Annotated in this window: 23 protein-coding genes; 8 read left to right on the top strand and 15 right to left on the bottom strand. The window is 71.8% G+C overall.

Annotated features, from left to right (window positions below):
- Positions 1 to 138: 138 nt before the first annotated feature.
- On the bottom strand, positions 139 to 513 hold the full coding sequence (locus tag ACFZCP_RS37850; protein WP_362696030.1) for a cupin domain-containing protein: 375 nt from the start codon (positions 511 to 513) through the stop codon (positions 139 to 141).
- Between the two features lie 87 nt (positions 514 to 600).
- Here ACFZCP_RS37850 and ACFZCP_RS37845 point away from each other — a divergent pair, with 87 nt between their 5' ends.
- Both ACFZCP_RS37845 and ACFZCP_RS37840 read left to right on the top strand, forming a co-directional pair.
- Positions 601 to 1,047 (top strand): MarR family transcriptional regulator, encoded by a 447-nt coding sequence (locus ACFZCP_RS37845; RefSeq protein ID WP_391438237.1) that lies wholly within the window; start codon positions 601 to 603, stop codon positions 1,045 to 1,047.
- A 170-nt stretch (positions 1,048 to 1,217) separates the two neighbouring features.
- Entirely contained in the window at positions 1,218 to 2,078 is an 861-nt protein-coding gene (locus tag ACFZCP_RS37840; RefSeq protein WP_391438236.1) for an alpha/beta fold hydrolase, read from the top strand.
- A 77-nt stretch (positions 2,079 to 2,155) separates the two neighbouring features.
- Here the strand turns inward: ACFZCP_RS37840 and ACFZCP_RS37835 are convergent, their stop codons facing one another.
- Entirely contained in the window at positions 2,156 to 3,202 is a 1,047-nt protein-coding gene (locus tag ACFZCP_RS37835) for a lytic polysaccharide monooxygenase (RefSeq protein ID WP_391438235.1), read from the bottom strand.
- 730 nt (positions 3,203 to 3,932) lie between these two features.
- Here ACFZCP_RS37835 and ACFZCP_RS37830 point away from each other — a divergent pair.
- The gene (locus ACFZCP_RS37830) at positions 3,933 to 4,286 is read left to right on the top strand and encodes a hypothetical protein (protein ID WP_391438234.1); all 354 of its coding nucleotides are present in this window, start codon (positions 3,933 to 3,935) and stop codon (positions 4,284 to 4,286) included.
- Between the two features lie 302 nt (positions 4,287 to 4,588).
- Entirely contained in the window at positions 4,589 to 4,972 is a 384-nt protein-coding gene (locus ACFZCP_RS37825) for a DUF5958 family protein (protein WP_391438233.1), read from the top strand.
- A gap of 562 nt (positions 4,973 to 5,534) precedes the next feature.
- Here the strand turns inward: ACFZCP_RS37825 and ACFZCP_RS37820 are convergent.
- Entirely contained in the window at positions 5,535 to 5,669 is a 135-nt protein-coding gene (locus tag ACFZCP_RS37820) for a hypothetical protein (protein WP_362696020.1), read from the bottom strand.
- Between the two features lie 147 nt (positions 5,670 to 5,816).
- Between ACFZCP_RS37820 and ACFZCP_RS37815 the strand changes: the two genes are divergently transcribed.
- Entirely contained in the window at positions 5,817 to 6,437 is a 621-nt protein-coding gene (locus ACFZCP_RS37815) for a methyltransferase domain-containing protein (RefSeq protein WP_391438232.1), read from the top strand.
- Positions 6,438 to 6,516: 79 nt separating this feature from the next.
- Here ACFZCP_RS37815 and ACFZCP_RS37810 read toward each other — a convergent pair whose 3' ends face one another.
- Entirely contained in the window at positions 6,517 to 7,017 is a 501-nt protein-coding gene (locus tag ACFZCP_RS37810; RefSeq protein ID WP_362696016.1) for a DUF402 domain-containing protein, read from the bottom strand.
- Complete coding sequence (locus ACFZCP_RS37805; protein ID WP_391438231.1) at positions 6,998 to 7,927, bottom strand: GNAT family N-acetyltransferase; 930 nt, start codon at positions 7,925 to 7,927, stop codon at positions 6,998 to 7,000. Before ACFZCP_RS37805 ends, ACFZCP_RS37810 begins: the two co-directional genes overlap by 20 nt.
- A gap of 71 nt (positions 7,928 to 7,998) precedes the next feature.
- Here ACFZCP_RS37805 and ACFZCP_RS37800 point away from each other — a divergent pair, with 71 nt between their 5' ends.
- On the top strand, positions 7,999 to 8,367 hold the full coding sequence (locus ACFZCP_RS37800) for a GntR family transcriptional regulator (RefSeq protein WP_391438230.1): 369 nt from the start codon (positions 7,999 to 8,001) through the stop codon (positions 8,365 to 8,367).
- Between the two features lie 211 nt (positions 8,368 to 8,578).
- Here the strand turns inward: ACFZCP_RS37800 and ACFZCP_RS37795 are convergent, their stop codons facing one another.
- On the bottom strand, positions 8,579 to 9,349 hold the full coding sequence (locus ACFZCP_RS37795) for a DUF72 domain-containing protein (RefSeq protein WP_391438229.1): 771 nt from the start codon (positions 9,347 to 9,349) through the stop codon (positions 8,579 to 8,581).
- Positions 9,350 to 9,411: 62 nt separating this feature from the next.
- Positions 9,412 to 10,506, bottom strand: a complete 1,095-nt coding sequence (locus ACFZCP_RS37790) for a DUF5925 domain-containing protein (protein ID WP_362696008.1) — start codon at positions 10,504 to 10,506, stop codon at positions 9,412 to 9,414.
- Between the two features lie 448 nt (positions 10,507 to 10,954).
- Here ACFZCP_RS37790 and ACFZCP_RS37785 point away from each other — a divergent pair, with 448 nt between their 5' ends.
- Entirely contained in the window at positions 10,955 to 12,379 is a 1,425-nt protein-coding gene (locus tag ACFZCP_RS37785) for a xylan 1,4-beta-xylosidase (protein WP_391438228.1), read from the top strand.
- An 80-nt stretch (positions 12,380 to 12,459) separates the two neighbouring features.
- On the opposite strand, the gene ACFZCP_RS37780 is transcribed toward ACFZCP_RS37785, so the two are convergent.
- From ACFZCP_RS37780 to ACFZCP_RS37760, 5 genes are all read right to left on the bottom strand, one after another.
- Positions 12,460 to 16,368: a lipopolysaccharide biosynthesis protein gene (locus tag ACFZCP_RS37780; RefSeq protein ID WP_391438227.1), complete on the bottom strand. Its 3,909-nt coding sequence runs from the start codon at positions 16,366 to 16,368 to the stop codon at positions 12,460 to 12,462.
- Complete coding sequence (locus ACFZCP_RS37775; RefSeq protein WP_391438362.1) at positions 16,361 to 17,161, bottom strand: polysaccharide deacetylase family protein; 801 nt, start codon at positions 17,159 to 17,161, stop codon at positions 16,361 to 16,363. Before ACFZCP_RS37775 ends, ACFZCP_RS37780 begins: the two co-directional genes overlap by 8 nt.
- Before the next feature lie 111 nt (positions 17,162 to 17,272).
- A complete protein-coding gene (locus ACFZCP_RS37770) occupies positions 17,273 to 18,313 on the bottom strand; it encodes a glycosyltransferase (RefSeq protein ID WP_391438226.1) in 1,041 nt (346 codons plus the stop codon).
- Complete coding sequence (locus tag ACFZCP_RS37765; RefSeq protein ID WP_391438225.1) at positions 18,310 to 19,131, bottom strand: glycosyltransferase; 822 nt, start codon at positions 19,129 to 19,131, stop codon at positions 18,310 to 18,312. Before ACFZCP_RS37765 ends, ACFZCP_RS37770 begins: the two co-directional genes overlap by 4 nt.
- A 366-nt stretch (positions 19,132 to 19,497) precedes the next feature.
- The gene (locus ACFZCP_RS37760; protein WP_391438224.1) at positions 19,498 to 20,025 is read right to left on the bottom strand and encodes a hypothetical protein; all 528 of its coding nucleotides are present in this window, start codon (positions 20,023 to 20,025) and stop codon (positions 19,498 to 19,500) included.
- 195 nt (positions 20,026 to 20,220) lie between these two features.
- Here ACFZCP_RS37760 and ACFZCP_RS37755 point away from each other — a divergent pair, with 195 nt between their 5' ends.
- Positions 20,221 to 21,030, top strand: a complete 810-nt coding sequence (locus ACFZCP_RS37755) for a GDSL-type esterase/lipase family protein (RefSeq protein WP_391438223.1) — start codon at positions 20,221 to 20,223, stop codon at positions 21,028 to 21,030.
- Between the two features lie 77 nt (positions 21,031 to 21,107).
- Here the strand turns inward: ACFZCP_RS37755 and ACFZCP_RS37750 are convergent, their stop codons facing one another.
- Genes ACFZCP_RS37750 through ACFZCP_RS37740 form a run of 3 tightly spaced genes read right to left on the bottom strand, consistent with a single transcriptional unit; the run spans position 21,108 to position 26,284 of the window.
- Positions 21,108 to 22,727: a protein kinase gene (locus tag ACFZCP_RS37750; RefSeq protein WP_391438358.1), complete on the bottom strand. Its 1,620-nt coding sequence runs from the start codon at positions 22,725 to 22,727 to the stop codon at positions 21,108 to 21,110.
- A 27-nt stretch (positions 22,728 to 22,754) separates the two neighbouring features.
- Positions 22,755 to 24,419 carry a sulfite exporter TauE/SafE family protein gene (locus tag ACFZCP_RS37745; RefSeq protein WP_391438222.1) on the bottom strand — a complete coding sequence of 555 codons (1,665 nt, stop codon included), beginning with the start codon at positions 24,417 to 24,419 and terminating at the stop codon, positions 22,755 to 22,757.
- Positions 24,416 to 26,284, bottom strand: a complete 1,869-nt coding sequence (locus ACFZCP_RS37740) for a tetratricopeptide repeat protein (protein WP_391438221.1) — start codon at positions 26,282 to 26,284, stop codon at positions 24,416 to 24,418. Before ACFZCP_RS37740 ends, ACFZCP_RS37745 begins: the two co-directional genes overlap by 4 nt.
- Positions 26,285 to 26,374: the final 90 nt, after the last annotated feature.

Raw genomic sequence — 26,374 nt, 5'->3', positions numbered from 1 at the left:
CTGGCCACCGGGGACGCCACGATCACCTACACCGGCAGCTCGGACTCCCCGTGCTGGACGGACGGGTGGCACGAGCGGGGGGGGGCAACTGGGTGGGCCGGCTGCTGGAGCTGGTCCGTTCCGAGCTGCGGGCCGGGGTCAGTTGGCCCACGGCGGATTGATGCGGGTGCCGTCGGCCATTTCCGCGGTGAGGCCGACGGAGGTGGTGACCCAGGAGATCGCGGTGTGGTCGGTGGGGTTCTCGACGGCCAGGGTCGCACCGGGGTTGATGATCACCGTGTCGCCGGCGGAGATCCGCTCGCTGCGGCCATCCAGCGTGATGAGCAGCTCGCCGACGAGCAGGTGGAAGATCTCCTCCCTGCTGACGGTGTGAGCGGGGGCCCTGGTCCCGGCGGGGATCTCGCCCCGCCAGGCGCACAACTCCTTGCTTCCGGTGCGGGGGTTGGCGTACGTGACGAAGCGGGCGCCGTGGATCTCGTGGGTCACGGCTTCGGAGGAGCGGACGACGGGCATGGCGGTGTTCTCCGTTCATGTGGTCAAGTTGCTTGACTATATGGTCAAGCAACTTGACCAATCCGTCAAGGGTGTTTCAATGCCCCCGTGCAGAACTCCGAAGCCATGGCCCTGTCCGCCGCCCTGCTCGCCGCCGCGGGGGACCTCACGCAACGCATCCATGCCGGGGTCGTGGCCCGTGGCTTCGCGGACCTCAGGCCCGCCCACGGCTTCGCCTTCGCGCGGCTCGCGCCCGACGGGGCCACGGCCACCGACCTCGCCGCGCATCTCGGGGTGACCAAGCAGGCGGCGAGCCAGCTGGTGGACGAGATCGTCCGCAAGGGATACGCCGAACGACGCCCGCATCCCGAGGATGCCCGGGCCCGGCTGGTCGTGCTCACGGAGCGGGGGTGGGCCTGCACCCGGGCCGCGGAGGAGGCGGCGGCGGAGGTCGTGAGGCAGTGGTGCGAGCTGCTGGGTGAAGGTGAAGTGCGTGTGCTGTGGGAGCGTTTGGCATGGATCGCGCCCTACGGCCCGATCAGGCCCGCCTGGTGACGACCCGTCGGTCGCCGCACGAGCGTCCGGTTACCACTGGAAGTTTTTACTGGCGCGTAACTTCACATCTGCACTACTCGCCCGTAACTTGACGAGTGAACAGCATCCTCGTGATCCGGATCACAGGGTTAGGCCGTCGCACCTCCCTTGAGCCGCAAGGAGATCACACGATGCTGCCCTGGAAGCGAGTGTTCAGACCCCTCGCCGCGCTGCTTCTGACCGCCGCCGTCGCCGTCGTTCCCGCCGCCACCGCCCATGCCTCCGACGCCCCGAGCCGCGGTTGGAACGACTGGTCCTGCAAGCCTTCCGCCACCCACCCCCGCCCGGTCGTCCTGGTCCACGGCACCCTGGGCAACTCCGTCGACAACTGGCTCTCCCTCGCCCCGTATCTGAAGGACCGCGGATACTGCGTCTACTCACTGGACTACGGCCAGCTGCCCGGCGTCCCGCTCTTCTACGGCCTCGGCCCCATCGACAAGTCGGCCGAGCAGCTGTCCGTCTTCGTCGACAAGGTGCTCACCTCGACCGGTGCCGCCAAGGCCGACCTGGTCGGCCACTCCCAGGGCGGCATGATGCCCCGTTACTACCTCCGGTTCCTCGGCGGAGCGGCCAAGGTGGACGCCCTCGTCGGCCTCGCCCCCGACAACCACGGCACCGACCTGGACGGCCTCACCCATCTGCTGCCGTACTTCCCCGGCGCCGAGGACCTGATCAAGGCCACCACCCCCGGCTTCGCCGACCAGATCGTCGGTTCCGCCTTCCTCACCAAGCTCAACGCGGGCGGCGACACCGTCCCCGGAGTGCACTACACGGTCATCGCCACCAAGTACGACGAGGTGGCCACGCCCTGGCGCAACCAGTACCTGAGCGGCTCGGACGTCCACAACGTCCTGCTCCAGGACCTGTGCCCGCTCGACCTGTCCGAGCACGTGGCGATCGGCTTGTTCGACCGCATCGCCTTCCACGAGGTGGCCAACGCGCTCGACCCGGCCCACGCGACCACCACCACCTGCGCGTCCGCCTTCAGCTGACGTGCAGCCGGGGCCTGTCCGACCTGAGCCGCCAGTCAGGCCCCGGAACCCTGTTCAGCGCCCGTGCCGACCGGCGTTCAGCGCCCGTGCCGGCCGGCCGCGGCACGCCGGCGCACCGACATGAACAGCGCCGCCGAGCCGAGCGCCAGCGCCGCCGCTCCGCCGACCGCGAGGTACGGCGTGCTGCTGTCGCCGCCGGTCTCGGCGAGGTTCCCGGAAGTGCCGGCGGTCTTCGGCTCGTTCACCCGGGTGCCGGCCGCGGCCGTCGCCGTCGGTTCGGCGGACGTGCTCGCGTCGTCGCTGCCGCCGTGGCCGCCGTGGCCGCCGTGGCCGTGGTGGCCGATGGTCGACTTGTCGGCACCGGCCTCGATCTGCTCGTCGGACGGCGCCGAGGCCGTCGGGGCTGCGCCGGTCCCGCCCCCCGAGCCGCTGTCGCCCCCGGCGTTGCTCCCACCGCCCGTGCCGCTGCGGCCTCCGGTGTCGCCGCTGCCCCCGAACACGACGTCCGAGCAGGAGTAGAAAGCCTCCGGGCTGTCCGAGCGCTGCCAGACCGCATACAGGAGCTGTCTGCCCGAACGCTCGGGCAGCGTGCCGGAGAACGTGTAGAAGCCGCCCGAGGCGACCGGGTCGGTGGCCGTCGCGACCGGGTGCTCCAGGTCCAGGTCCCCCCAGGCCAGCGGCTTCGTCGCGTCGTAGCCGGACTTGGTGAGGTAGACCTTGAAGGTGCCCTTGTGCGGGGCGGTCACGCGGTACTTGAAGCTGTACGAGCCGCTCTTCACACTCGTCGCCGGCCAGTCCGCGCGGGCCAGGTCGAGCCCCTTGAACTCCTCGTTGTTCGCGCTGCACAGCTTGCCGTCCGGGATCAGCTTCTGGTGCTGTCCGGCGGCGTCGCCGATGCGGATGCCGTTCCAGTCGTAGAGCGCCTGCGTGCCGCCGGCCGCGACCGCCGCCTTGCACGCCGCCGACCTGGGGCTCTCGGGGCCCTCCGCGTAGCACTGCGACACCCTGCTGACCGGGTCCCCCATCGAGCCGTGCGCGAGGGCGGGCGCGGCGGCCAGCGCGGTCAGGGCGAGCGGCATCGCGCCGAGAGCGACGACGGCGGCGGCCGTGCGGCGGACGGACATGGGGAACTCCTCGAACGGTCCTCGGGTGGGCCGAAACCCGTGGGGGCGATCCGAAGCTAGCCCCGAGTAACCGCGAAATCGCCTGCTGAGGGCGGGGGATGGAGATCCTTATGGTGCCGTTAAGACGGGGCTAACGGGGGGCTCAGGAAGGAGGCGCGGGGAGCCCTACGCCACCTGCTCCCGAGCGGTGCCGCCATCCGTGGCAGTCCGCGTCCGTCCGCCGCCGGACGGGTCACGTCCGCTGGAGTGGTGTATCAACGGCCACTCGGTGATCTCGTCTTGAGGCTATGCGGTGAGTTCGGTCGGGAGTACGGTCTCGTGGCAACTTCGTGCTCGACCCCGATCGTGAGCACCTGCGCCTGCTTGGCCTGCTGCTCCTGATACGCGGCCTTCCGCTCACGCTCCTGCCGCACCTCTCAGACAGGGGAGCTCAGACGGCGAAGCACTCGGCTTGGGAAGCTCAGGTGATCCAGCAGGGGCTTGATCAGCTGACCTGCGGCAGAGCGACGCGGGTGTCGTCGCGCGGCCCAGGGACGGCTCGGGCTCCGGCTGGCCGGGCGGGAAATGGCGATGCGGTAGCACTCAACGCTGCTCTACGATCTCCCCGCCTGTGTCGGCCGGTAGCTGAAGGTCCACGGCAGCGGCCCATTACGGAAAGGCCAGCCCGTTTGAGCCGCGCCAGGGGGGGGGCTGACATCCGCTTTGAGCGGCCGAGTCGTTGGGAGACAACGTGGTGTGGGACGGGGCGTTCTACCGCGTTCACCGTGACGGCTACGAGATCTGCTTTGTGCCAGATTTCGGGGTACCCCTCGACGAGATCGATGACGTCGACATGTGGGTGGTCTTCGACAACGGGGAACGCTGGTCAGGGACGATCTACACCCTGGACGATGTCCAACGCACCATGGACCGTCGGCGACAGACCGGGGAATGCCTCGGCGGCAGGTACTTCTACGTCTGGGATGGGCTGATCGTCCGCGACCGAGGCATTCCCCGGATGGTCGAGGTCGTCGATGAACTCGTCCGGAGTGGTGACTACAGAAGCGTCTTCCGCGACGTCGGTCCAGAAGACGCGGATGACTGACTGTTCGTCCCGAAGCAACTTGTACAGGCGCTCAGCCTTGGACTGCTGTGCCTCTCACCTGCGGCGATGGTCCACAGACGTCCGTGCTTGTCCGCCGCTGTTCGCCTGCGTTGTCACGCAGTTGGACACTCACTCGGGACGAGAGTCACCCGGAAGGCGCTGCGCTGTTCGACCGGGAGCCCGCGGCCTGCGTCGGATGGCAGTGGCATCAGGGCACGAGAAACCGTACTGCTCACGGGTGGCAGTGCGCGTACCGTCGGTCTGAACCATGGGGGTGGAAGTCTGTGTCATACGCACACGAGGTGATCCTGAACGGACTCGCACAGGGGCTCAGACCGGTGGCCGAAGGCGTCGAGTGGTTCGAGGGCCTCTCAGAGGATGACCAGCGTAAAGTCTTGCACGCACTGGCACTGTTCTGCGAGCAGGCCCGCGCCTGCCAGGAGGACGTGCCGGAGAGCATCGCGCGTTCCGGCATCCGCCCCACTCACACGCCGGCGGTGATGCTCACGAAGTGGCGCTTCGGAATGGAAGCCCTTCCGGCCTATGAACTCACCGAGTCCTTCCGCCTGCTCCTCGCCCTCTTCAGCATCGCCGACACCCGCAGGCGGATGCTGTACTGCGCCGGGGGATGTGGTCACGCCTGGCACAACCTGCCGGATCCGTCACGCGACGGAATTTTGAGATGACTTCTTGCCCTGAGTCTTGCCGGGGACCTCGGGGAGCTGGATTTTACTGGTCAGGAGTGGCGGGCACGGGCGCTTGGCGGTCGTCGTTGGTCGTCACTGGCCACTGTTGAGCGGCACCCGGAACACCGGCCACCGCTCGGGATCCATGAGTACCTCTGACATGGCATCAACGTCGGCTCCGTCATCGCCGAACGACTCCGGCACGGCACCCACATCACGACAACACGAGCCCAACAAGTGGTTCGACCAGAACCCCGGCCGGGCTACCAGTGGCTCTTCAGCGGCCAACGGCCAGCCGTCGTATCCCTCAATCAGCACGCCACAAGCCTCCCACCAGGCTCCCACCAGCCTCCGACCTGGCTCGCTCCGGGCACTGCCGCGCAGGTTCTGCCGATGCGGGACAGTCTTTAGGTGCCCGACTTCGTCCGCCACCACCGTGTAGGTGGCAGCAGCCGGCGGTCGGTCCCGGGAACGGCTGGGTCGGCTTCTGGAGCGGTCGACCGCGGGAACGGCTGGGTCGGCTTCAGGAGTGGCTGGGCCGGTGTGGGGCGGGTGGGGGCGGTCAGCCTTCCGGCCACCAGGTGCGGGCGATGTCCTTGCGCACCTCGGGACGCCCCGCGGGGCGTTCCTCCGCCTCTTCTCGGACCCGGCGGCTGTCGGTCCTCTTCAGGGGCTTCTGCACGGTCATGCGGCGCATGGCTGCCTCCTTCGGTGCCCACCCGCTTCCGTGTTCGTCGCGTCGTCACGGAGGTGGACCCTTTCGGGGAGAGTTCCTCATCGGTGCCCGTCTGTCAGTGGCGGCTGTCACGTCGGGACTGTCAGTGGCGGGTGTCACTCTTGGGGCATGACGAGCGAGCGTGAACAGGCGGTTGCGGTGGGTGCCGACGTGGACTGGGACGAGGCGGCGGCCACGTTCGACGACGAGCCGGACCACGGGCTGCGCGCCCCCGAGGTGCGGGCCGCCTGGGCGGCCAGACTCCGCTCCTGGCTGCCCGAGCGCCCCGCCGACGTCCTCGACCTCGGCTGCGGCACCGGCAGCCTGTCGCTCCTCGCGGCCGAGCAGGGACACCGGGTCACCGGGGTCGACCGGTCCCCGGCGATGGTCGGGCGGGCCCGGGCCAAGCTCGCCGGACGCGACGCGGTGGTCCTGCACGGGGACGCCACGGCCCCGCCGGTGGGAGAGCGGCGCTACGACGTCGTCCTCGCCCGTCATGTGCTGTGGGCGCTGCCCGACCCCGCGCGCGTCCTGCGGCACTGGCAGGCCCTGCTGCGTCCCGAGGGCCTGCTCCTGCTGGTCGAGGGCGTTTGGGGGACTCTCAGCCCCGTCGGGATACCCGCCGCCCGGCTCACCGCCCTGCTGGAGCCCGTCGCCCGGGACGTACGCACGGAGTGGCTGTCCGGCGACCCGTTGCTGTGGGGGAGGACCGTGGACGACGAGCGGTACGCGGTGCTGGCGACGGTGTGACCGGAAGGGCAAGGAGAAGGAGCAGAGAGAGGGGAGCGAGGAGGAGCGAGGAGGAGCCGGGGGCAGGGGACGTGCTGCGTCAGGCCAGCAGGTCCTCGAAGCCGGCTGTGCGGGCCCGTGCCTCCAGTTCGTCCAGGGCGGCCACGGCGGCGGCCGCGGCCTCGGGGTCCGTCCGCGCCAGCCCGCTCTCGGCGAACTCGTCCTCGTCCAGGCGCCGTACGTCCGTGCCGTCGGCCGAGCGCCACAGGTCCAGATCCAGGTCCTCGACGACCAGCTCCGCGCCGGACCGCACGGACGGGCGCGTGATGTCGCAGTACCACCCCTTGACGGTGCCGTCCCCGGCCCGGACCTCCTTGACCGAGTACCAGCGGTCGCGCCAGTAGTGCTCGGTGAACACATCGCCCGCCTCGAAGCGCACGAAGCCGAAGTCACGGGCGCCCTCGCCCGCCCACGGGGCGCGGACGCAGATGTGGACACCGTCGTCGTGCAGCAGCTGCGCCGGGTACCGGATCTTCGTGCGGCCGCCCTTGACCAGGACGACCTCCACCCGCCCTGCGGGCTCAGCCGAGTTCGCGGACATGGCGCACCTCCGTAGCGCAGATCTCGTACCCGAGCCACTCGTTGATCGCGATCATCGGATCGTTGCCGGCGTCGTTGCCCGTGAAGGCCTCGGTGACACCGGCGGCGCGGGCCCGGTACAGCGAGTGGATCTTGGCAAGCTTCGCCAGGCCGCGGCCGCGGTGGGCGCGGGCGGTACCGGTCATCGCGGTGGAGTAGCGGCCGGCGCCGTCGGTGTAGGCCACGCTGAAGGCGACCGGACGGCCGTCCACCACCGCGGCCATGGTCAGCTCGCGGTCCAGCAGCGGATGCCTCCAGTTCTGCTCCAGCCAGGCCTCGTAGTCCGTGAACTCGACGGCGACGTCCCCGGGTTCGTCCCGCACCGTCTCCGCGTCCAGCTCGAACAGCGGGCGCGGGTCGTCCGCGAACTCGGCCGCCGTGCGCAGCTCGACGCCCTGCGGGACCTCGGGGAGCGGTGGCAGCGTGCCGCCCGCCAGGTCGAGGCGGAGGAAGTGCGCGGGACGGCCGCTCGTGTAGCCCTGCTTCTCGGCGAAGGCGCGGTTGCCCGGCTCGTCCAGGACCCAGGAGTACAGCCTGGTCGCGCCGAGGGCGGTGAGGTACTCCTCGGCGGCCCGCACGAGGAGCCGGCCGGCACCACGGCGGGTCCGGTCCGGGCGTACGTAGACGTTGACGTACGCCTGGCCCGGCTCCGGGCTGTCGTGCACCAGGGCGACCTGGGCCGTGCCGATCACCTCGTCGTCCTCCACCGCGACGAGGGAGCGGAAGCGGGCGTCCGGATGGCTGTGCGTGAGCAGGTGGCGGACCGAGTCCGGGGTGAACAGGATGTACGGAAGGGCGAGATGGCGGACCCGGGCGAAGCCCTCGGCGTCGGACGGGACGCCGGGGCGCAGGTCGCGGACGATCACTGTCATGGGGAGGCACCGTACGGGCAGACGCGCTGTGCTGCCTCTCATTTTCCGCCGGGTACGGGACAATCGGCGCTGTGAGCCTGAAGATCCATATCGATGACAGCGCGGCGCCGTTCGAGCAGGTGCGGGCGCAGATTTCCGAGCAGGCGCGGTCCGGAGCGCTGCCGGTCGGGTACCGGCTGCCGACCGTGCGGGGGCTGGCAGAGTCGCTGGGGCTCGCGGTGAACACGGTGGCCAAGGCCTACCGGGCACTGGAGGGCGACGGCGTGATCGAGACGCGGGGGCGCAACGGAACGTTCGTGGCTGCCGCCGGCTCCGCCGCGGAGCGCCAGGCCGCGGCCGCCGCGCAGGGGTACGCGGAGCGGGCGAAGCGGCTCGGCCTCACCGAGGACGAGGCGTTGGGGGCGGTGCGGGACGCCCTGCGGGCGGCCTACCGGGAGTAGGGGATGTCCGGTCCTGGGCCGAGCAGGGTGCCGGTGCCGCCGGAATGCGCGCCCGTGGCCGTGGTGGCGGACAAGCGGAGTGGTGACCGACGCGCGGAGTAGCGCCGGACATGCGGAGTGGTGGCGTCCACGTGGAGTGGTGACGGACCTGCGGAGTGGCGGCGGACCTGCGGCGCAGTGGGGGACCTGCGGCGCAGTGGCGGACATGCGGTCACGGGAGTTTCGCCGGCTCCGGTGTCCGTGTCACCGTCAGTCCCGCCCGCCGAGCCGCCTTCCCGAACGCCACCGCGTCCTCCACCGCCGCTGCGCCCGGATCGTTGTTGAAGTACGCGTAGACGTCGTCCGTGCCGGACCAGGTCGTCGCGATGCGGTCCACCCAGGTCTCCAGGCAGCGGCGGCCGTAGCGCGGCCAGGGCCGGGCCAGGCCCTCGTGGAAGCGGACGTAGCCCCAGCCGGTGGTGCGCCACAGCGGGATCACCGGTCGGCCCCGGACATCGGCCCAGCACAGGGCTGCACCCCGGGTCTCCAGCACCCCGCGCACCTGCGGCGTCCACCAGGAGTCGTGGCGCGGCTCGACCGCGACCCTCGTGCTCTCGGGGAAGCAGGCCAGGCAGGCGTCGAGCAGGGCCGCGTCCACGCGCAGGGTCGGCGGGAGCTGGAGGAGGACCGGGCCCAGCCGGTCGCCCAGGCCCGCCGCATGGCTCATCAGGCGGTCGACCGGCTCCCCTGGGTCCTTCAGCCGCTTGATGTGGGTCAGGTAGCGGCTGGCCTTGACCGCGACCACGAAGTCCGCGGGCACCCGGTCCCGCCAGGCCTCGAAGTTCTCCAGGGAGGGGAGACGGTAGAACGCGTTGTTGATCTCCACCGTCGCGAAGAGCCGCGTGTATTCCTCCAGCCACAGCCGCGTCGGGACCCCCGGCGGGTACACCACGTCCCGCCAGTCCTTGTACTGCCACCCCGACGTGCCGACGAACAGGGTCATACATCCATCAAAACACCCGAACGCGACCTCTACAGATACAGGCCCGCGTCCGCCCTGTCCCGTTACAGATACAGGCCCGCGTCCGCCCCGTCCCGTGCTCCCGGCACCGACGTCGGCGCCGTGCCCCGGCGCAGCGCGTACAGCTCGGCCAGGGTCGCGCCCTCGCGGCCGACGCCCTCCTCCGTGCCGAGCCAGTTCACCGCCTCGCGGCGGGTCAGCGGGCCGACCTCGATGCGGGCCAGGCAGCGGCCGGGGCGGACCACGGCCGGGTGCAGGCGCTCCAGGTCCTCGTTGGTGGTCACGCCCACCAGGACGTTGCGGCCCTGGCCGAGCAGGCCGTCGGTGAGGTTGAGCAGCCGGGACAGGGCCTGGCCCGCGGTGTGCTTGGCCTCGCCGCGGATCAGCTCGTCGCAGTCCTCCAGGAGGAGAAGACGCCAGCGGCCCTTGCCCGCGCTGTCCTCCTCGCCGATCGCGATGTCCATCAGATAGCCGACGTCGGAGAAGAGCCGCTCGGGATCGAGGACGCAGTCCACCTGGCACCACTCCCGCCAGGAGCGGGCCAGCGTGCGCAGGGCCGAGGTCTTGCCGGTGCCCGGTGGGCCGTGCAGGAGCAGAAGACGGCCCGCGATGTCCTCGGGAGTGGTCTCCATCAGGCGGTTCATCGCGTCCGCCACGGGCGCGGTGTAGTTGGGCCGGACCTCCTCCCAGGTGCCCGCGGAGATCTGCCGGGTGGTGCGGTGCGGGCCGCGCCGCGGGGAGACGTACCAAAAGCCCATGGTCACGTTCTCCGGCTGGGGCTCCGGCTCGTCGGACGCGCCGTCCGTGGCCCGGTGGAGGACGTCCTTGGCCAGCTCGGCACTGGTTGCGGTCACGGTGACGTCCGCGCCGCGGTTCCACCGCGAGACCAGCAGGGTCCAGCCCTCGCCCTCGGCGAGGGTGGCGCTGCGGTCGTCGTCGCGGGCGACCCGCAGCACCCGGGCGCCGTCCGGCAGCAGCGTCGCGCCCGAGCGCACCCGGTCGATGTTCGCGGCGTGCGAGTACGGCTGCTCGCCCGTCGCGAAGCGGCCGAGGAACAGCGCGTCGACGACGTCGGAGGGCGAGTCGGAGTCGTCGACGTGGAGCCGGATCGGCAGAGCGTCGTGTGGGTTCGCAGACATGCCGCCATGATCCGGCACCCATGCGCTCCGTGCACGGCATTTCCGCCGCTCCACGCTCCGCCGGAAGAGCGGTTCGCGAGCGGTTCGCGAGCAGTTCGCGAGTGGATCGCGAGCGGATCGGCGGCGTCGGGGAGCCGTTCGGCGGCGTTCGGGACCCGCCCGGGAGCGATGGGCGACCGGCGGGCCGTGGGGGCCGCGGGGGCCGGCCGCGCACGCGCGGCGCAGGGCGCACCGAGGCAGCCCCGGGCCCCGGCGGGGGCGCCGTACCGCACGCCCCCGCCGGGCCGCCGCACCGCACCGGCGGCCTCACCAGTGGCCTCCCGGCGGGGGCACCGGCGGCCTCCCGGCGCCTCGCCGGCGACCGCACCAGCGGCCTCACCGGTCCCTTTTGTTCCGGGTGTTCCCAAGACTGCCCCTGCCGTGGGTTCCGCCGTTACTGTTGTCCGTGATGGGACGTCATGGGTGGTATACGGGGGCTGGGCGCTGGCGGCTCACCGCCCTGCTCGGTGTGGGAGTGGCCGCTCTGGCCCTGGTGGTGACCCTGCTCAACACGCTGCCCGGGGGAGGCGGAAGCACCGTCGGCACCTCGCCCGACGGCGACCGGGTGCACGGCACGCCCGCCACCCCGCCGGCGCATCCGCAGCCGTACGTGGGCTGGGGCTTCACCCACACCCAGTACAGCGGCGACCAGGGCAGCGGCACGGCCACCGGGCGGGTCGAGCAACTGCTGGCGAAGGACGGCGGGCTGCCGCAGGACCAGGCGATCATGGGCTGGGGCGCCGACAACCCCGAGCCGGTGAAGGGCCATTACGACTTCGGCGCGATGGACCGCCGCATCGACTTCATCCGCAGGTCCGGCGGCACCCCCGTGGTCACGCTGTGCTGTTCGCCGGACTGGATGAAGGGCGGCAGGGCCGGCGTCGGCAACACCGACTGGAGCCGCCCCGCTCTGGAGACCGCGCCCACCCCGGCCCACTACCAGGACTTCGCCGACCTGGCTGCGACCGTCGCCAAGCGCTATCCCGACGTACGCCACTTCATCGTCTGGAACGAGTTCAAGGGCTTCTGGAACGACGCCGAAGGCCGCTGGGACTACGAGGGCTACACGGCGATGTACAACCTCGTCTACAAGGCGCTGAAGAAGGTCGACAGGACCCTCATGGTCGGCGGCCCCTACCTCGCCATGGACAGCGTCGACCCGCGGCAGCAGGAGAACGCCTCGACCGCCGTCCGGGGCCCCTGGGGCGCCATGGACCAGCGGGTCCTCGACGCCTTCGGCTACTGGAACGCCCACAAGGCCGGCGCCGACTTCGTGGTCGTGGACGGCTCCAGCTACACCAACGACGACGATCTGCTGCCCGACGAGTTCGCCGCCACCGACAAGCTCACCGCGGTCGGCCAGTGGGTGCGGCGCCAGACCCGTGACCTTCCCCTGTGGTGGGCCGAGTACTACGTCGAACCCGCCGACGCCAAGGACGCCCGCAGGGGCTGGACCGAGGCGCACCGCATCGCCGTCCACGCGGCCGGGCTGATCGCCATGGCCAAGGGCGGCGCCGACTCCGGCTTCTACTGGAACCCGGAGCGCAAGAACGGGACCGACTGCCCCGGCTGTCTGTGGACGCCGACCGACAGCGCGGGCGGGGGCAGGGCACTGCCCATGTACGACCTGGTGTCCCGCTTCGGCAGGGCGTTCCCGCCCGGCACCGGGTACGGGACCGTGTCCGTCGCCCAGGACGACGTGCCCAACGTACGGGTGCTGGCCGGCGGCAGGACGGTCCTCGTGGTCAACACCCTCGGTCGGCCGATCAGCGCGCAGGTCGACGGCAAGCGGTTCGACATGAAGGCCTACGAGGTGAAGTGGCTCGATCGCTGAGCCACCACCCCGCAGTCACCACCCCGCAGCCGTCACTTCAGCCGTTACTTCAGCCGTCACTTCAGCCGTAACTTCATCCGTCACTTCATCGTCAGGAACCGCTGAACCAGCGAGGCCAGCAGCACCGCCAGCAGGGGCAGCGAGAACCAGAAGCTGCCCTGCAGCCACCGCAGTTGCCGCACCCCGGGCCGCACCGCGACCCGGACCACCTCGCGCGCGGTCAGCAGCAGGATCAGCGCGACGGCAGCCAGCGCGCCGACCACCGACCACGTCGTCCACGTCACCTGCGGCCCGATCGGGCCCGGGTCCGGCTTCGGCACCGGGCCCGCCGGCTGCCCCCGCAGCGCGTACATCGTGACGTCGTCGTTGACCAGGACCTTCGTCAGCTCCTGACGGCTGTCCAGGTTGTGGATCAGTCGGGACTCCCAGGTCGCCGAGTAGCCCGCGTCCAGCTCCAGATACGTGACCTGACTCTCGTTGATCATCAGATAGGAGTGCGGGCCCGCGTCCTTGAGCGCCTTGACCAGGCTCGATACCAGCACCGGGTCGGCGGGTGCGAGCGTCGGCACATAGTTCACGCGTTCCATGTCCCGCGCGCCCCACGGCAACGCCGGGGTGACGTCGTTGACCGTGTCCTGGGTGAGCCACAGCAGCCGTACCGTCGGTCTGTCGTGGGCGTACACCCAGTCCATGGCCGCGACCTCGCCGGGCCGGGTCCGCTCGAACGTCTCGTTGCCCCAGCGGGCCACCAGGAAGCCGCCCATCAGCAGCAGACCGGCCAGCAGCGCGGCCAGCGGGGCGAGGCTCACCCGGTCCTTCGCCCGCTCCTCGGCGGTGGCGCCGGCGCGCGGGAAGAGGGCGAGAGCACCGAGCAGGGCCGCGCCCGGCACGGCGAACATGAAGACGCGCAGCGCCATCTCACCGCCGTACGACTGCATGCCGAAACCGAGGAACGGGATGAAGGTGAGCACCAGCAGCGACCGCTCGCGGTAGCGGTGGAAGCGCCGCCGCCACCAGCCCCAGCAGGCGAAGGCCATCACCGAGCCGGCCAGCAGCACCCGGGTGTACAGCACCAGCTTGTGTGTCGAACTCCCGCCCTGGATCCGGCCGGAGACGGACGTCGAGACATTGCTGCCGACCCCGCCGACCCCGCCGAAGAGGTCGTTGAAGTGCCCGGACCAGTACGGCTCGGCCATGAAACCGACCCAGGCCGCGACCAGCACCGCGAACAGGACGGGCAGGCCGCGCAGTTCCGACCGGCCCAGCAGCACCAGGGCGGCGAGCACACCGAGCATCATGAACGGGGTGAGCTGGTGCGCCGGAACGCTCGCCGCGTACAGGCCGATCACCACCAGCAGCAGCACGGCACGCTGACGCCGGTCGGCGGGCTCCACCTCGGCCTCGCCCGGACGGAACGTCGCCCACACCACGTGCGGCGCACGGAACCAGACCAGCAGGATCGCCACGAAGACGAGGTAGAGGAGGTACGTGAAGCCCTGTGGCGAGAAGTAGTCCTGGCCGACCCAGCCGCACAGGACGAAGAGCCACACGCCGGTCCACCTGGCACGCCAGCTCGCCCGCAGCGAGCGGGTCAGCAGGAACATCGGGGCCAGATAGGCGAGCTGGATCGCCGTCGGCCACCACCGGATGATCTCCGTGAAGTCGTCGACCCCGCACGCCCGGGCGACGAACGCGGCCGCCGCGAAGAAGCCCGGCCAGCTCCAGCGCGCGTCCAGGTCCGGTACGGCGGACCCGGTGCGGTCGATGTAGTCGATGAAGCCGAGGTGCTGCCAGGCCGTCGCGAACCGCGGCTCCGTCTCCAGCACCGCGGGCAGCGCGTGCAGGGACACCACGGTCGCCAGCAGGGTGACCAACAGCAGGGCGCGGTGCTCGCGGCGCAGCCAGAGCAGCGAGGCGAACACGGTGATCAGCAGCGCGGCCCCCACCAGCGTCGGCAGCGGCAGCACGGAGACCAGGCCGAGCCCGCCCATCCGGTCCAGATCGGCCTCGCCGAGCCGCAGCGCGGGCACCCAGTACAGCAGCAGTGCGGCGATCAGCAGGCAGCCGAGGACGACACCGGAGCGGGTCGGCATCAGCCGCCCCTGCGGCTCGGGCGGCGCCCCATCGAGTACGAGGTCCTCCGGTACGAGGTCCTCGGGTACGGGGTCCTCATGCATGACGTCCGGCCGAACGACGTCTCGCGGTACGAAGTCCTGCGGCAGGACGTTCTGTGGCAGGACGTCCTGCGGTGCGGCGCTCCCGGCCGCCGCCTCCTCGTCGAACGGCGCGTCGACCACCGCCTCCCGCAGCAGCGCTGCCTCGGCCGGGCCCACGGATGCCTCGGCACCCGGCTCCGGCCCCTCGGCCGGCAGCGGCACGGGTGTGCCGGTGGGCGGGGTGCCGGGGCCGGGACGGACGTCCGGCCGGCGTTCGACGTGGTCGAAGTCGACGTGGATGCCGAGGGCGAGGGTGTCGCGGTCCAGTGCCCAGGCCGGGCCCGGCCGGCGCGCCGGGGCGGCGGAGGTCCCCCCACTCGTGAGGGTGCCCCGGCTCCTGGGGGTCGCCCCGTTCGGGCGGGGCCGGGAGTGGGGGAGCGCCCCCAGGTCGGACAGGTCCCCGTCCGCTGCGGCCGCGTCCGGTGCGGCCTGCGGTGCGGCCCGCAGCGTCTTCCACAGCTTGGGCGCGGCGATCGCCACGATCACCGTGAGGCTGGAGATCTCGGCGACGCCCGCGCCGGTCAGGCCCATCCGGGGCAGGAGCAGCAGCGTCAGTCCGAGCACCAGCAGGCAGAGCAGGCCCTGCAGCCAGGCGAGTGGGGCGGTGCGGCTCTGCGCGCGCAGCACCGCGAAGTACGTCTCCATCACGACCCGCAGCAGTGCACCGACCGCGAACCAGCGCAGCAGCGGTGTCGCCGCGTGCGCGTAGCCGTCGCCGAAGACGCCCAGGATCCAGGGTGCGCCGACGAACAGCACGGCAGCGATCGGCAGCATGATCCGGGTCATCCGCTTCAGTGCGGCCCGGGTGTCGGTGGCCAGCCGCCCCGGATCGTGCGAGCCCTCCACCGTCAGGGAGGCGCCCATGTTGATGGCGAGCAGGTTGGTCGTGCCGCCGATGGTGGTGGTGATGTAGAAGTACGCGTTGTCCTCGGAGCTGACCTGCGAGGCGATGATCACCGGTACCAGGTAGACCACGGCGAGCGAGAACAGCGAGCCGGTGTAGTCCCCGGCGAGGAACCGTCCGATCTCCTTGAGCGTCGGCGGCCTGGCGTGGTTCTCGGTCGCCCTGACGTGCCGGGGCACCAGCCGCCGGAACACCAGCCAGCCCAGCGGCACCACCGAGGTGGCGATCGCGGCGACCCAGGACACGAAGACGCCGGCGGCCGGGATCGCCACGGCGAACGCGACGAGCAGCCCCAGCTTCACCGCCGAGAACACGGTGTTGCCCACCGGCACCCAGGGCGCGCTGCGCAGCCCGGTCAGCACTCCGTCCTGGAGCGTGAGCAGGTTCCAGGCGATGACGGCCGCGATGAACCCGAGGCCGTTGACGGGCCCGTGCAGGAAGCGGTACGACGGCCCCCACGCGTCCAGGGTCATCAGGAACACGCCCGCCGCGAGGGCCACGATCAGCGAACTGCCCGCGTAGGTACGGAAGACGAGCCGTCCTGTGCGCTGCCCGGACACCGGGATGAAGCGGGCCAGGGCACCGGTCAGGGTCACCGCGGTCAGCCCGGCGAGCAGCTTCATCGCGGCGATGGCGGCCGAGCCCTGCCCGACCGCCGACTCGGAGTAGTAGCGGGCCGCGGCCAGCCAGAAGCCCAGCCCGAGGACGGCGGAGATGCCGGTGTTGAGCATCAGGGCGTAGGCGTTGCGGAACAGCGGGCTGCCGCCGCCCGGCCGGCCCGTCCCGGGCAGCCTCAGGCGGCGCCCGGACGGTGCGGGCGCCTCGGGCTCGGACGTCGCGGCCTCGGTGGTGGTGGTCGTGTCAGACACGGGAACGGATGGCCTTCCGGCGGACCTGGCGTGCTCTGCGGACGAGGGCGTACCCCTGGGTGAGGGCGCGGTCCCTGGCGAAGTTGCGGGCGATGGCGCGGCCTTCGAGCAGCCGCTGGAACTCCTCGACGCCCGTGCTGCGGCGGACGGTGACGCGCTGCAGGGCGTAGGGCCCCTGCGCGCGCCGGGCGAGAGCGTTGCCGACGGCGAGCGCCTGGGCGTACCCGGCCTCCCGCACGGCCCGCCGGACCCGGCGGCTGGAGTAGCCGTACGGGTAGGCGAACGACACGGGACGCGATCCGAGTTCGCCGCTGACGATCTCCGTGCTGCGGACCAGCTCCGAGCGCAGCGCGGCGTCGTCGAGCTGGTCGAGCTGCGGGTGGCTGTGGCTGTGCCCGCCGATCTCGACGCCGGCGTCCGCGAGGTCGCGCACCTGCTGCCAGTCGAGCATGACGTCCAGGCCGCCTCCGGTGTCGTGGGCGCCCTTGATCCAGCCGGTCGAGACGAACAGCGTGGCCGGGAAGCCGTGCTTGGCCAGCACGGGCAGGGCATGGCGGTGGACGCCCTCGTAGCCGTCGTCGAAGGTGATCAGCACGGGCCGCTCCGGCAGCGGACGGCCGGTCCGCCAGCGCGCCGCGAGGTCCGCGGTCGTCACCGGGGTCAGGCCCAGGTCGCCGATGAGCGCCATCTGCTCGGCGAACGCCTCCGGGGCGACCGACAGGGCCCGGGTGGCGTCGCCCGGTGCGGTCGCCACCGCGTGGTACATGAGGATCGGTACGGCAGTGCCGCTCATGGGCGTTTCCCCCTCGATCCGTACGCCCGTGTGGCTCATGGACGTTCTCCCTCGGTCCCTGCGCCCGTGTGGCTCATGGACGTTCCCCCTCGGTCCCTGCGCCCGTGTGGCTCATGGGCGTTCCCCCCCGGTCCCTGCGCCCGTGCCGCTCGGGGACCCCTGCTCGACCGGTGCGACGGAGAACGCCGTCCCGCCCCTTCGTGCCCGCACACTGCCCACCACGTAGCCGCCCGCCGCCGTGAGCACCCCCGCGACGATCGCGCCCGCGCGCCCGGCGCCGCCCGGGCGGGCGAACATCGCGTCCCGCAGCCCGCGGGCGACCCCGGCGGGCAGCACCCGGGTGGTGTACCGGCGCTCGGACTCCAGCCCCTTGTCCGCGCCGACACTGCGGGCCACCAGTGCCTTCGAGAGGCCTTCCGCGTAGGCACGGGTACGGAAGTACGCGAAGTGCTCGCGGGCCTCGGGCACCCGGTGGTGGATCACCGCGCGGTCGTCGATGAGGAGAACGGCGTCGGGGCGGGCCCGGGTTAGCCGGATGCACAGTTCCGTCTCCTCGCAGCCCAGCGGGCGCCGGTCGCCGTCGCGGCCGATGCCGGTGGCGAAACCGCCCGCCGCCGTGAACGCCGTACGCCGGAACGAGGCGTTTCCGCCCAGCACGTTGCGGACCCGGACCCGGCCCGGCGGCAGCCCCCGGTAGGTGCAGCCCACCACCCAGTCGAACTCCTCCGGGAACCAGGAGGGCCGGCGGCCCGACGCCCAGACGGGGACCGTACGGCCGCCGACCGCCATCACCTGCGGATCGGCGTACCCCTCGGCGAAGCGCCGCAGCCAGTCCCGCTCGGCCACCGCGTCGTCGTCCAGGAAGGCGATGACCTCGCCGTACGAGGCGGCGATACCGGTGTTGCGGCCGGCCGACAGCCCGCGCGGGCCGGCGTTGGCGAGCACCCGGACGTCACCGGCCGCCGCGCCCTTCTCGTACTCCTTGTACTCGCGGGCCAGCCGGTCCAGCAGGACCGGGTTGTGGTCCACGACCAGGAGCGTCTCCAGCGCCGGATACGACTGCGCGCGCACCGAGGAGACCGCTGCGAGGATGTCCTCCCAGCGGTCCTCGGTGTACACGCAGATCACGACGGAGATGTCGGGATCCGTCAAGACACCTCTCCCTGCCCGGCGTTCAGCAGGCGCGCCTGACGGGCCTCGCGGCGCAGCGCGCGCCGGTTGGAGCGCTCCTTGAGGATGACCTTGAGCACCCGCAGCCCGTCCCGCACGGCCCGCAGATTGCTCGTGCCGTGGATGCGGAGGTACTCGTGGCTGGGGATCTCCTGGACCTTCAGCCCTGCCTTGACCACTCTGATGTTCATGAGGGTCTCGACCTCGAAGCCGGTGCAGTCCAGGTCGATCTTGTCGAGGCAGTGCCGCCAGAACGCGTTGTACCCGTAGCAGAGATCGGTGTAGCGGGCGCCGAACTTGCGGTTGACGACGGTGCACAGCGCCCAGTTGCCGAGCTTGCGGATGAAGGTCATGTCGTCCGTGCCGCCGCCGTTGGCGAAACGCGAGCCCTTGGCGAAGTCGGCGCCCGAGACGAGGGCGGAGACGTACGACACGATCTCGTTGCCGTCGGCCGAGCCGTCCGCGTCGACCATCACGATGATGTCGCCGCTGCACGCCTCGAATCCGGTGATCAGGGCATCCCCCTTGCCCTTGCCCTGCTGTTCGACGACCTTCACCGCGGGCCACAGCGAGCGGGCCACCTCGACCGTGTCGTCGGTGGAATTGCCGTCCACAAGAACCACTTCCTGTATCCAGTCAGGAAGGGTCTTGAAGACGTAGGGGAGATTCTCCGCCTCATTCATGGCGGGAATCACCACGCTCACCGGCGGAGTGATCGCGAGGTGAGTGGAGATGGGCCGGTAGTGGGTGGCCATTAACGGATCTTGGCCCGAACTCGGCGGATGCAGAACGGAACTCATGCGTTTGTGTCCCTCTCGTCCGGTGGACCGCCCGCCCCTGGGCGGCCCGGCTCTGTGTCCGGTTCGAAAGGGGGGTTCTCGTCTTCGGCACGGCGAAATGATCTCCGTGCACGCAGATGAGCTGGCAAAGCAGGCCGGGCTGCCGGAAAAAGAAGGCAGCCGGTCGCGCGGCACGACTCGGAAACATGTGCGGTCACCGAGCACGGCACCCCCCTACCGCGCCCCGCGCCGATACGTCACGGCCCTGAGCCCTCCCCTGAACCGTGTGCCGACGGACCGATGCGGGTGAGTTGTACGACGGTATTGACGATTGAACCAGAATGGCAAGACCTGCACCGAGGTCTCACGTTTTTGTTGGTTGGGCCGTTACAGAACTTTGGCCGGGGTTGTTCCGTCTTGCGTTCGTTTCCTCGAACGGAATTTCCCTCGGCCGAGGGCGGGCAGCAGGAGCAGCAGGCTGAGAGACGCCACCGCGACGACGCCACCGCGCACCGACCATCGGTGCACGGCCAGCATGCCCTGGGCAACCAGCATGTTCAGCACGACCGCGCCCGCAAGCGCGCAGAGCACCCGGCCGACGGGATTGAGCCCGCGCAGCGCCGTCCCGATCGCCGCGGCCGGAGCCGTGAGCAGGAAGAAGAGCGTGCACGGTGCGCGCAGCGGTGACGCGGTGTCAGTGAGTGCGAGCGCCGCGCCGACCGCGGCGGCGGCCGTGGCGGCCCCGGCGAGCAGCGCGGACAGGTCCCTCCCCGGACCCGGGCGCACCCGCTCGGTGGCGTCCTCGCCGCGGTCTGTTGAAGGTGTCTTGATGCGTAAGGTCTGCATTGGCGACTTTGCCCCCCGACGCGCCGGATGCCGGGCTTCAATGTGGCGCAGGCCCGCAGGAGCCGTCAAGACGGCAGTCCCCCTTTAAACATGTGTTCCCCGGAGTGTTCGAGGCCCTGGGGGAAGGGGGTGTGCGGTGAAGGTCCTGAACCGATCCCGTTGAGGCGTGGTTCAAACCTGAAAAGTTCTTGGCATGAACACTTCCAATCAACACGCGTAGTTGGTACGACAGTTGTGGCAGAGATCCTGCTAAAGGGAGGTTCCATGAGACGTTCCCGATTTGCGGCATCCGTGACCTCGCTCCTTCTCGCCACCGGCCTCGCCCTCACCGGGGCCGCCACGGCGCAGGCCTCCTCGTCGGCCGCAACCGGCGGCTATGTGGCGCTCGGTGACTCCTACTCCTCCGGAGTCGGGTCAGGCAGCTACATCAGCTCCAGCGGAAGCTGCGACCGCAGCACCAAGGCGTTCCCGTACCTGTGGAACGCCGCCCACGGCCCGTCCTCGTTCGCCTTCAACGCCTGCTCGGGCGCCACGACGGACGACGTCCTCGCCGGCCAGCTCGGCTCGCTCAACTCCTCCACCGCCCTGGTCTCGATCTCGATCGGCGGCAACGACGCGGGATTCGCCGACATCATGACGACCTGCGTCCTCTCGTCCGACAGCAGCTGCGTATCCAAGATCAACAATGCCAAGGCGTACGTCGACTCCACGCTCCCCGGCAAGCTCGACACCGTCTACGACGCGATCAGTGCCAAGGCCCCCTCCGCCCGGGTGGTCGTCCTCGGCTACCCCCGCTTCTACCTCCTCGGCCAGAGCTGCCTCGGCCTCTCCGGCACCAAGCGGTCCGCGATCAACTCGGCCGCCGACTACATCGACGCCGCCATCCAGAAGCGCGCCCTGGACCACGACTTCGTCTTCGGCGACGTCCGCTCCCCGTTCTCAAGCCACGAGATCTGCTCCGGCGACTCCTGGCTGCACAGCGTCAACTGGCTCGACATCGGGGAGTCGTACCACCCCACCGCGGCCGGCCAGTCCGGCGGCTATCTGCCCGTGTTCACCACGAACGCGTCCTGAGGCCTGCGAAGGCGTCCTGAGTCCCGCGGACCTGACCTGAACCCTGCGAACGCGTCCCGAGCCCGCGGCCGAACCCGTCAGGGCGAGGTCGAAGGCGAAGCGGAGGCCCCGCCCGACGGGGTCTCCGTCGCCGTCGTGGAACAGGTCACCGAGAACGGCACGGAGTTCGACGTGGTCCGCACCGGACTGCGCACCTCCACGCTGATCGCGTTCTCGATCGTCCGGTCCTCGGAGTAGGCGGTCACGACCACCTGCACCTGCCGGGTCCTTCCGCCACCGGCCGGGAACGCCAGCGTCTTCCACCCCGGGTCGGAGACCGACCCGTGCGCCAGCACCCACCGGAACTCCACCTGCGCGGGCAGCCGCCCGACCGTGAACGTCGCCGTGAACGCGGGCGCCTGCCCGGCCGGCGGCGGGCAGGTCCCCTCGTACGCGGTGTGCGAACCCGCCAGGGTCACCTGCACGGACTGGGCCGGCGCGCTGCTCGTCGGCGCACTGCTGTGCGTGGGCGGCTGCGCCGCCCCGGTGCCGGAGTCCGTACCGGTGCTCGGGGAGGGGGAGTGCGTCCTGCCGCTCGCCCGGCCGGTCCGCGCGGTGCTGTCGCCCTTGCCGCCGCCGTTGTCGTGATGGAGCAGCGCGTACGTCAGCCCGGCCAGCGCGAGGACGACCGCGAGCAGACCGGCCACCAGCACCAGGCCCGTCCGCCGCTCCCGGGAGGGCGCGACGGCCGTGGTCGACGGCTCCGGATACCCGGCGGGCACGGGCATCGGCGGTGTGGGGGAGGGCCGTTGCGGCCGGGCCGCGACCGTCGGGGCGTAGGGTGCCGCCGGCGTCGGCTCCGTGCGGGCAGCACCGCCCGCCGCGACGATCCGCAGATCCTGCTCCGCCCGCTCGGCGGACAGCCGCTCGGCCGGGTCCTTGCGCAGCAGCCCCTCGATGACGGGCGCGAGCGGTCCGGCGCGGTGCGGCGGCGGCAGTTCCTCGTCCACCACGGCGCGCAGGGTGCTCAGCGGAGTGTCGTACCGGAACGGGGAATTCCCCTCGACCGCCGCGTACAGCAGCACGCCCAGCGACCACAGGTCCGACTCCGGGCCCGGCGTACGGCCCAGTGCCCGCTCCGGTGCGAGGAATTCCGGTGAGCCGATCACCTCCCCGGTCATGGTCAGCGCCGAGCTGCCCTCGACCGTCGCGATACCGAAGTCGGTGAGGACCACCCGGCCGTCGTTCGACAGCAGCACGTTGGCCGGCTTGACGTCCCGGTGCAGCACACCGGCGGCGTGCGCGGCACGCAGCGCGGCCAGCACCTCGGCACCGATGTGCGCGGTCCGCTGCGGGGACAGCGGCCCCTCGGCATCCAGCTGATCGGCCAGGGACAGGCCGCGGACCAGCTCCATCACGATCCACGGGCGGCCGCCCTCCAGCGCCACGTCGTAGACCGTGACCACGTTGCGGTTGCCGACCCGGGCCGCCGCCCATGCCTCGCGCTCCAGGCGCGCGTACAACCGCTCGACGTCGGACGCGGGCAGCCCGGCCGGGGCCCGCACCTCCTTGACGGCCACCTCCCGGTGCAGCACCTCGTCGCGGGCCCGCCACACCGTGCCCATGCCGCCCTCGCCCAGCGGGGACAGCAGACGGTAGCGGTCCGCGATCACACGGTCGTGGCCCGGTTCTCCGGACACGGGCGCCCCCCACGGCATCTGACGTGAATTCTCCACAAAAGTAGCTCAACCGAGTGCGGATGCGGCCCCCTTGAGCACCAATCCGGCACCCAGGGCGACAACGACCAGCGCGGACGCGAGCGGCAGGGTCCGGCGCAGCAGGGCGGCCACCGGGTGGGCGGTCCAGCGCGGGCGCCGCTCCAGCACCCGGCTGACGCCCGAGCCCAGCCTGACGACGGCGAACCCGGCCGCCGTGAGCGTCAGCGCAAGACCGGCGCCGTACGCCACGACGAGCAGCAGCCCGAACCAGGCCTTGCCGAGCGCCGCGGCACCGACGAGCACGACGACCGCGGAGGGGCTGGGCACCAGACCACCGGCGAACCCCAGGAGGATCGTGCCGCGGAGCGTGGGAGCCGTGGGGTGGCTGTGGGTGTGACCGCCATGGGTGTGTTCGACGGCGTGGTGGTGAGTGTGCCCGTGGGCACGGTCATGGTCGTGGTCGTGGTCATGGCTGTGGCTCTGGCCGTGGTGCTCGGCATGCTCATGGTGATGGCCGGAAGGGTGGTCGTGGTCGTGGCCATGGTGGTGGTCATGGCCGTGGGGCGTTCCGTGCTGGGCGCCCACGACGGCCAACTGCCGCTCCTCCACCTCTTCATGCTCTTCATGCGCGTGGACATGGGGGTGAGCGTGCCCGTGCGCACGGTGGGGCCAGGCCCGTCGTACGAGGTTCGCGCCCGCGGCGAGTACCAGGGCGCCGCTGGCGATGCCCAGCCAGGCGATCACCGAGGGCGTGGCGGCGGAGCCGGCCGTCACGAGCAGGCCCAGGGCGACCACGCCGAGCGTGTGCGTGACCGTGACCGAGGCGGCCAGGGGCAGCACGTCCCGCAGCCGGGCGCGGCTTCCGCGCGCCGCCGCCGACGCGGCCATCAGGGTCTTGCCGTGTCCCGGCGCCAGCGCGTGCATCGCGCCGAGGACCACCGCGATGAGCAGGGCGAGCGTGGCGAAGCCGAGGGTCAGGTCGTGGCGGGCCACGAGGTCGTCCAGGGCGCGGGTCCAGCGGTCGGCGCCCCGGGGCAGCACACCCGCCCCCGGGGCGTCCTGCCGCTCCTCGGCCAGTGCCGGGCCGCCCGGACGCACGTGCAGGGAGGCCGCGGTGGTGTCGGCGGGCGAGGAGAGCAGGTCCTTCGGGTACGTGGTGAGTTCGTGAGAGACGGACTTCGCCGGGACGTCCGTCGCGGTCAGCGTCATACGGTCGCCGCGCGCGGTGATCTCCCGCCAGCCGGGGCCGCCGGTGGCTCCCGCGCCGTGGAAGCCGAGGGCGGCCGCCTTCCCCTGCGGAAGGGGTGCGGTGAACCGGCACTCCACGCGCAGCGTGTTCAGCCCCGCCTGCCCGGGCCGCAGGTGGGCGCGGGCGGTGCCGGTGGCCAGGGCGACGTGCCGTCCTCCGACGGTGAGCACGCTGCCTTGCGCGGCGTCGGCGCACCGCTGCTTGGCCCACGCGGTCAGGCCGAGCCGCTCGATACCGGGCTTGGCCTGCGTCGCCGGGATCTCGGCGAGGTCCTCCACATGGTCGACGCGGAGCTGTCCGGGAGCGGCGACGAGACCGTCGTAGCGGTTGACGGTGAAGTTGCCGAGGGGATGCGCGCTCGCGGCGGTGGCCGGGGTGAGCACGAGGGCGCAGGCGGCCGTGAGGACGGCCGCGGCGCAGGCGAACGGGCGACGGAGGTTCACCGTGCGGCCTCCAGGGCCTTGCGGGCCTCGGCCGCGCCCAGGGGGGAGAAGCCGGGGTTCAGCTTCAGGGCCGCCGCCAGGGACGCCCGGCCCTGCGCGGTGTGTCCCGTGGCCAGCTCGATCATGCCGCGGTGGTAGCGGAAGGCGGCGTTGCGGTAGCCGGTGGCCGTGGCCCGGCGCGCATAGGGAAGGGCCTCCTCGTCATGGCCGTTGACGTGCAGTGCCCAGGCGAGGGCGTCGGCGGTGTGCACGGTGTGCCGGCGGGCCCATTCGGCGCGCGCCGCACGCAGGGCGGACGCCTTGTTCCCGTGGTCGGCGGCGGCCAGCGCCGTGTCGAGGTCGGCGTTGACGCCGTTGGCGCGGGCGAGGGCGATCCAGGCGTCCACGAGGGCGTACTGGTCGCGCGCCCTGGCCCGGTCGCCGGCCGCGCCGCGGGCCTCGTACAGCTCGCCGAGTTCCACGAGGGGGCCGGGCAGCGGGTAGCGGGCCACGACGGTCTCCAGGCCCTTGATCGCCTCGTCGCGCCGGCCGGTCGCGGCCTGGGTGCGGGCCCGGCCCTCCAGGGCGGGAAGGTAGTTCTCGTCGGCCGCCAGCGCCCGGGCGTAGAAGCCCAGCGCACCCTTGTAGTCGCCCTGGTTCCAGGCGAGCTGGCCGAGCTGCGCGGACACGTACGCCACGTCGCCCCGGGAAGTGGCCACGGCCAGGGCCTGCTTGAGCACGCGCCGAGCGGTCGTCACGTCGCCGCGCAGCTCGTGCACGTACGCGTACCGCGTGAAGACGGGCACGCCCGGCTTGCGCGCGTCCGCGGTCCCGACGGCCCGGTCGGCCTCGGCGTAGCGGCCGAGTTCGACCAGGGCGTCGACACGGACGGACAGGGCGCGCTCGCCGTACGGGTTCTGCTTCAGGGCCCGGTCCGCGTAGGTCAGGGCGTCCTTGAAGTCGTGCCGGGCGGCGTCGAGGGCGGCCCGGCCGGCCAGGGCCTGGTCGTTTCCGGGTGCCAGCGCCAGCGACCGGTCCAGTGCCTTCTCCGCCTGCGGATAGCGAGCGGGATCCCCCTTGGTCCGTGCCTGCTCCACGTAGGCCAGGCCGAGGGTGGCCCAGCCGTCGACGTCCCTCGGCTGGGAGCGCAGATGAGTCTGGAGGGCGGCGATGCTCGCGTCCAGGTCGCCGCTGCCGAGCAGCCCCGGATCCACGGCGCTGGAGGCGGCCGCCACGGCGGGCCCGCCGTCCCGTGCCGCCCCGACGGCGATCGCCCCGCCGGTGAGCGCGACGGCCAGCAGGGCTGCGCTGCCCACGAGTTGGGCCGCGCGCCAGCGCCGACCCGCGGCGGCGATGCGCCGGACGGCGGTCACGCGCCGGTCGGCGCCGGGCACGGAGCCCGCCTTCGCCGGCTCCGACGACGACACTGCGGCTTCCGGGGCCGACGCCGGTGCTGCGGTCCCGGACGCCGATTCCGCTGCCGCGGCTTCCGGCGCCGGTTGCGCTGCTGTTCCCGGCACTGCGGTCTGCGGCTCTGCTTCCGGCGCTGCCGCCTGCGGCACGGACGGCTTGGATTCCGGGGCTGTCGCAGCCGTGTCCGGCAGGGACGGTGCCGTTTGGGGTGTTGCCGCCTCAGCGTCCGGCAGGGACGGCGCGGTTTCCGGCGTTGTCGCCTCAGCGTCCGCCACGGACGGCGCCGTTTCCGGCGTTGCCGCCTCCTTGCCCGGCACGGACAGCTCGGTCTCCGGCACGGCCGTCTCCGGCACGGCCGTCTCCGGCACGGACCCGGCCGGCCCGGTTGCGCGGGCGGCGGTCGCCGGGGTGGCGCCCGCGCCCTTGCTCACCGTCCGCCCGCCGGACTCCTCGTCATCGATACGCGGGGCCATGCCCTCTCCTAGGTCGCCTGGTCATGGTCGAGGAAAAGGGCGCGGCCCGCCGTGGGGGGAAACGGGCCGCGCCGGTAGGTGGGATGCGCG

The organism is Streptomyces sp. NPDC007971 (assembly GCF_042958635.1).
Lineage (GTDB): Bacteria > Actinomycetota > Actinomycetes > Streptomycetales > Streptomycetaceae > Streptomyces.
The sequence above is the reverse complement of the archived record's forward strand: the minus strand, read 5'-3'. Positions and strand labels throughout refer to the sequence as shown.

Excerpts from the sequence above, each read along its gene's own strand:
- ACFZCP_RS37850 (WP_362696030.1), bottom strand. The coding sequence starts at position 513 with ATGCCCGTCGTCCGCTCCTCCGAAGCCGTGACCCACGAGATCCACGGC.
- ACFZCP_RS37840 (WP_391438236.1), top strand. The coding sequence starts at position 1,218 with ATGCTGCCCTGGAAGCGAGTGTTCAGACCCCTCGCCGCGCTGCTTCTG.
- ACFZCP_RS37835 (WP_391438235.1), bottom strand. The coding sequence starts at position 3,202 with ATGTCCGTCCGCCGCACGGCCGCCGCCGTCGTCGCTCTCGGCGCGATG.
- ACFZCP_RS37820 (WP_362696020.1), bottom strand. The coding sequence starts at position 5,669 with ATGCGCCGCATGACCGTGCAGAAGCCCCTGAAGAGGACCGACAGCCGC.
- ACFZCP_RS37815 (WP_391438232.1), top strand. The coding sequence starts at position 5,817 with ATGACGAGCGAGCGTGAACAGGCGGTTGCGGTGGGTGCCGACGTGGAC.
- ACFZCP_RS37810 (WP_362696016.1), bottom strand. The coding sequence starts at position 7,017 with ATGTCCGCGAACTCGGCTGAGCCCGCAGGGCGGGTGGAGGTCGTCCTG.
- ACFZCP_RS37805 (WP_391438231.1), bottom strand. The coding sequence starts at position 7,927 with ATGACAGTGATCGTCCGCGACCTGCGCCCCGGCGTCCCGTCCGACGCC.
- ACFZCP_RS37795 (WP_391438229.1), bottom strand. The coding sequence starts at position 9,349 with ATGACCCTGTTCGTCGGCACGTCGGGGTGGCAGTACAAGGACTGGCGG.
- ACFZCP_RS37790 (WP_362696008.1), bottom strand. The coding sequence starts at position 10,506 with ATGTCTGCGAACCCACACGACGCTCTGCCGATCCGGCTCCACGTCGAC.
- ACFZCP_RS37785 (WP_391438228.1), top strand. The coding sequence starts at position 10,955 with ATGGGACGTCATGGGTGGTATACGGGGGCTGGGCGCTGGCGGCTCACC.
- ACFZCP_RS37775 (WP_391438362.1), bottom strand. The coding sequence starts at position 17,161 with ATGAGCGGCACTGCCGTACCGATCCTCATGTACCACGCGGTGGCGACC.
- ACFZCP_RS37765 (WP_391438225.1), bottom strand. The coding sequence starts at position 19,131 with ATGAGTTCCGTTCTGCATCCGCCGAGTTCGGGCCAAGATCCGTTAATG.
- ACFZCP_RS37755 (WP_391438223.1), top strand. The coding sequence starts at position 20,221 with ATGAGACGTTCCCGATTTGCGGCATCCGTGACCTCGCTCCTTCTCGCC.
- ACFZCP_RS37750 (WP_391438358.1), bottom strand. The coding sequence starts at position 22,727 with ATGCCGTGGGGGGCGCCCGTGTCCGGAGAACCGGGCCACGACCGTGTG.
- ACFZCP_RS37740 (WP_391438221.1), bottom strand. The coding sequence starts at position 26,284 with ATGGCCCCGCGTATCGATGACGAGGAGTCCGGCGGGCGGACGGTGAGC.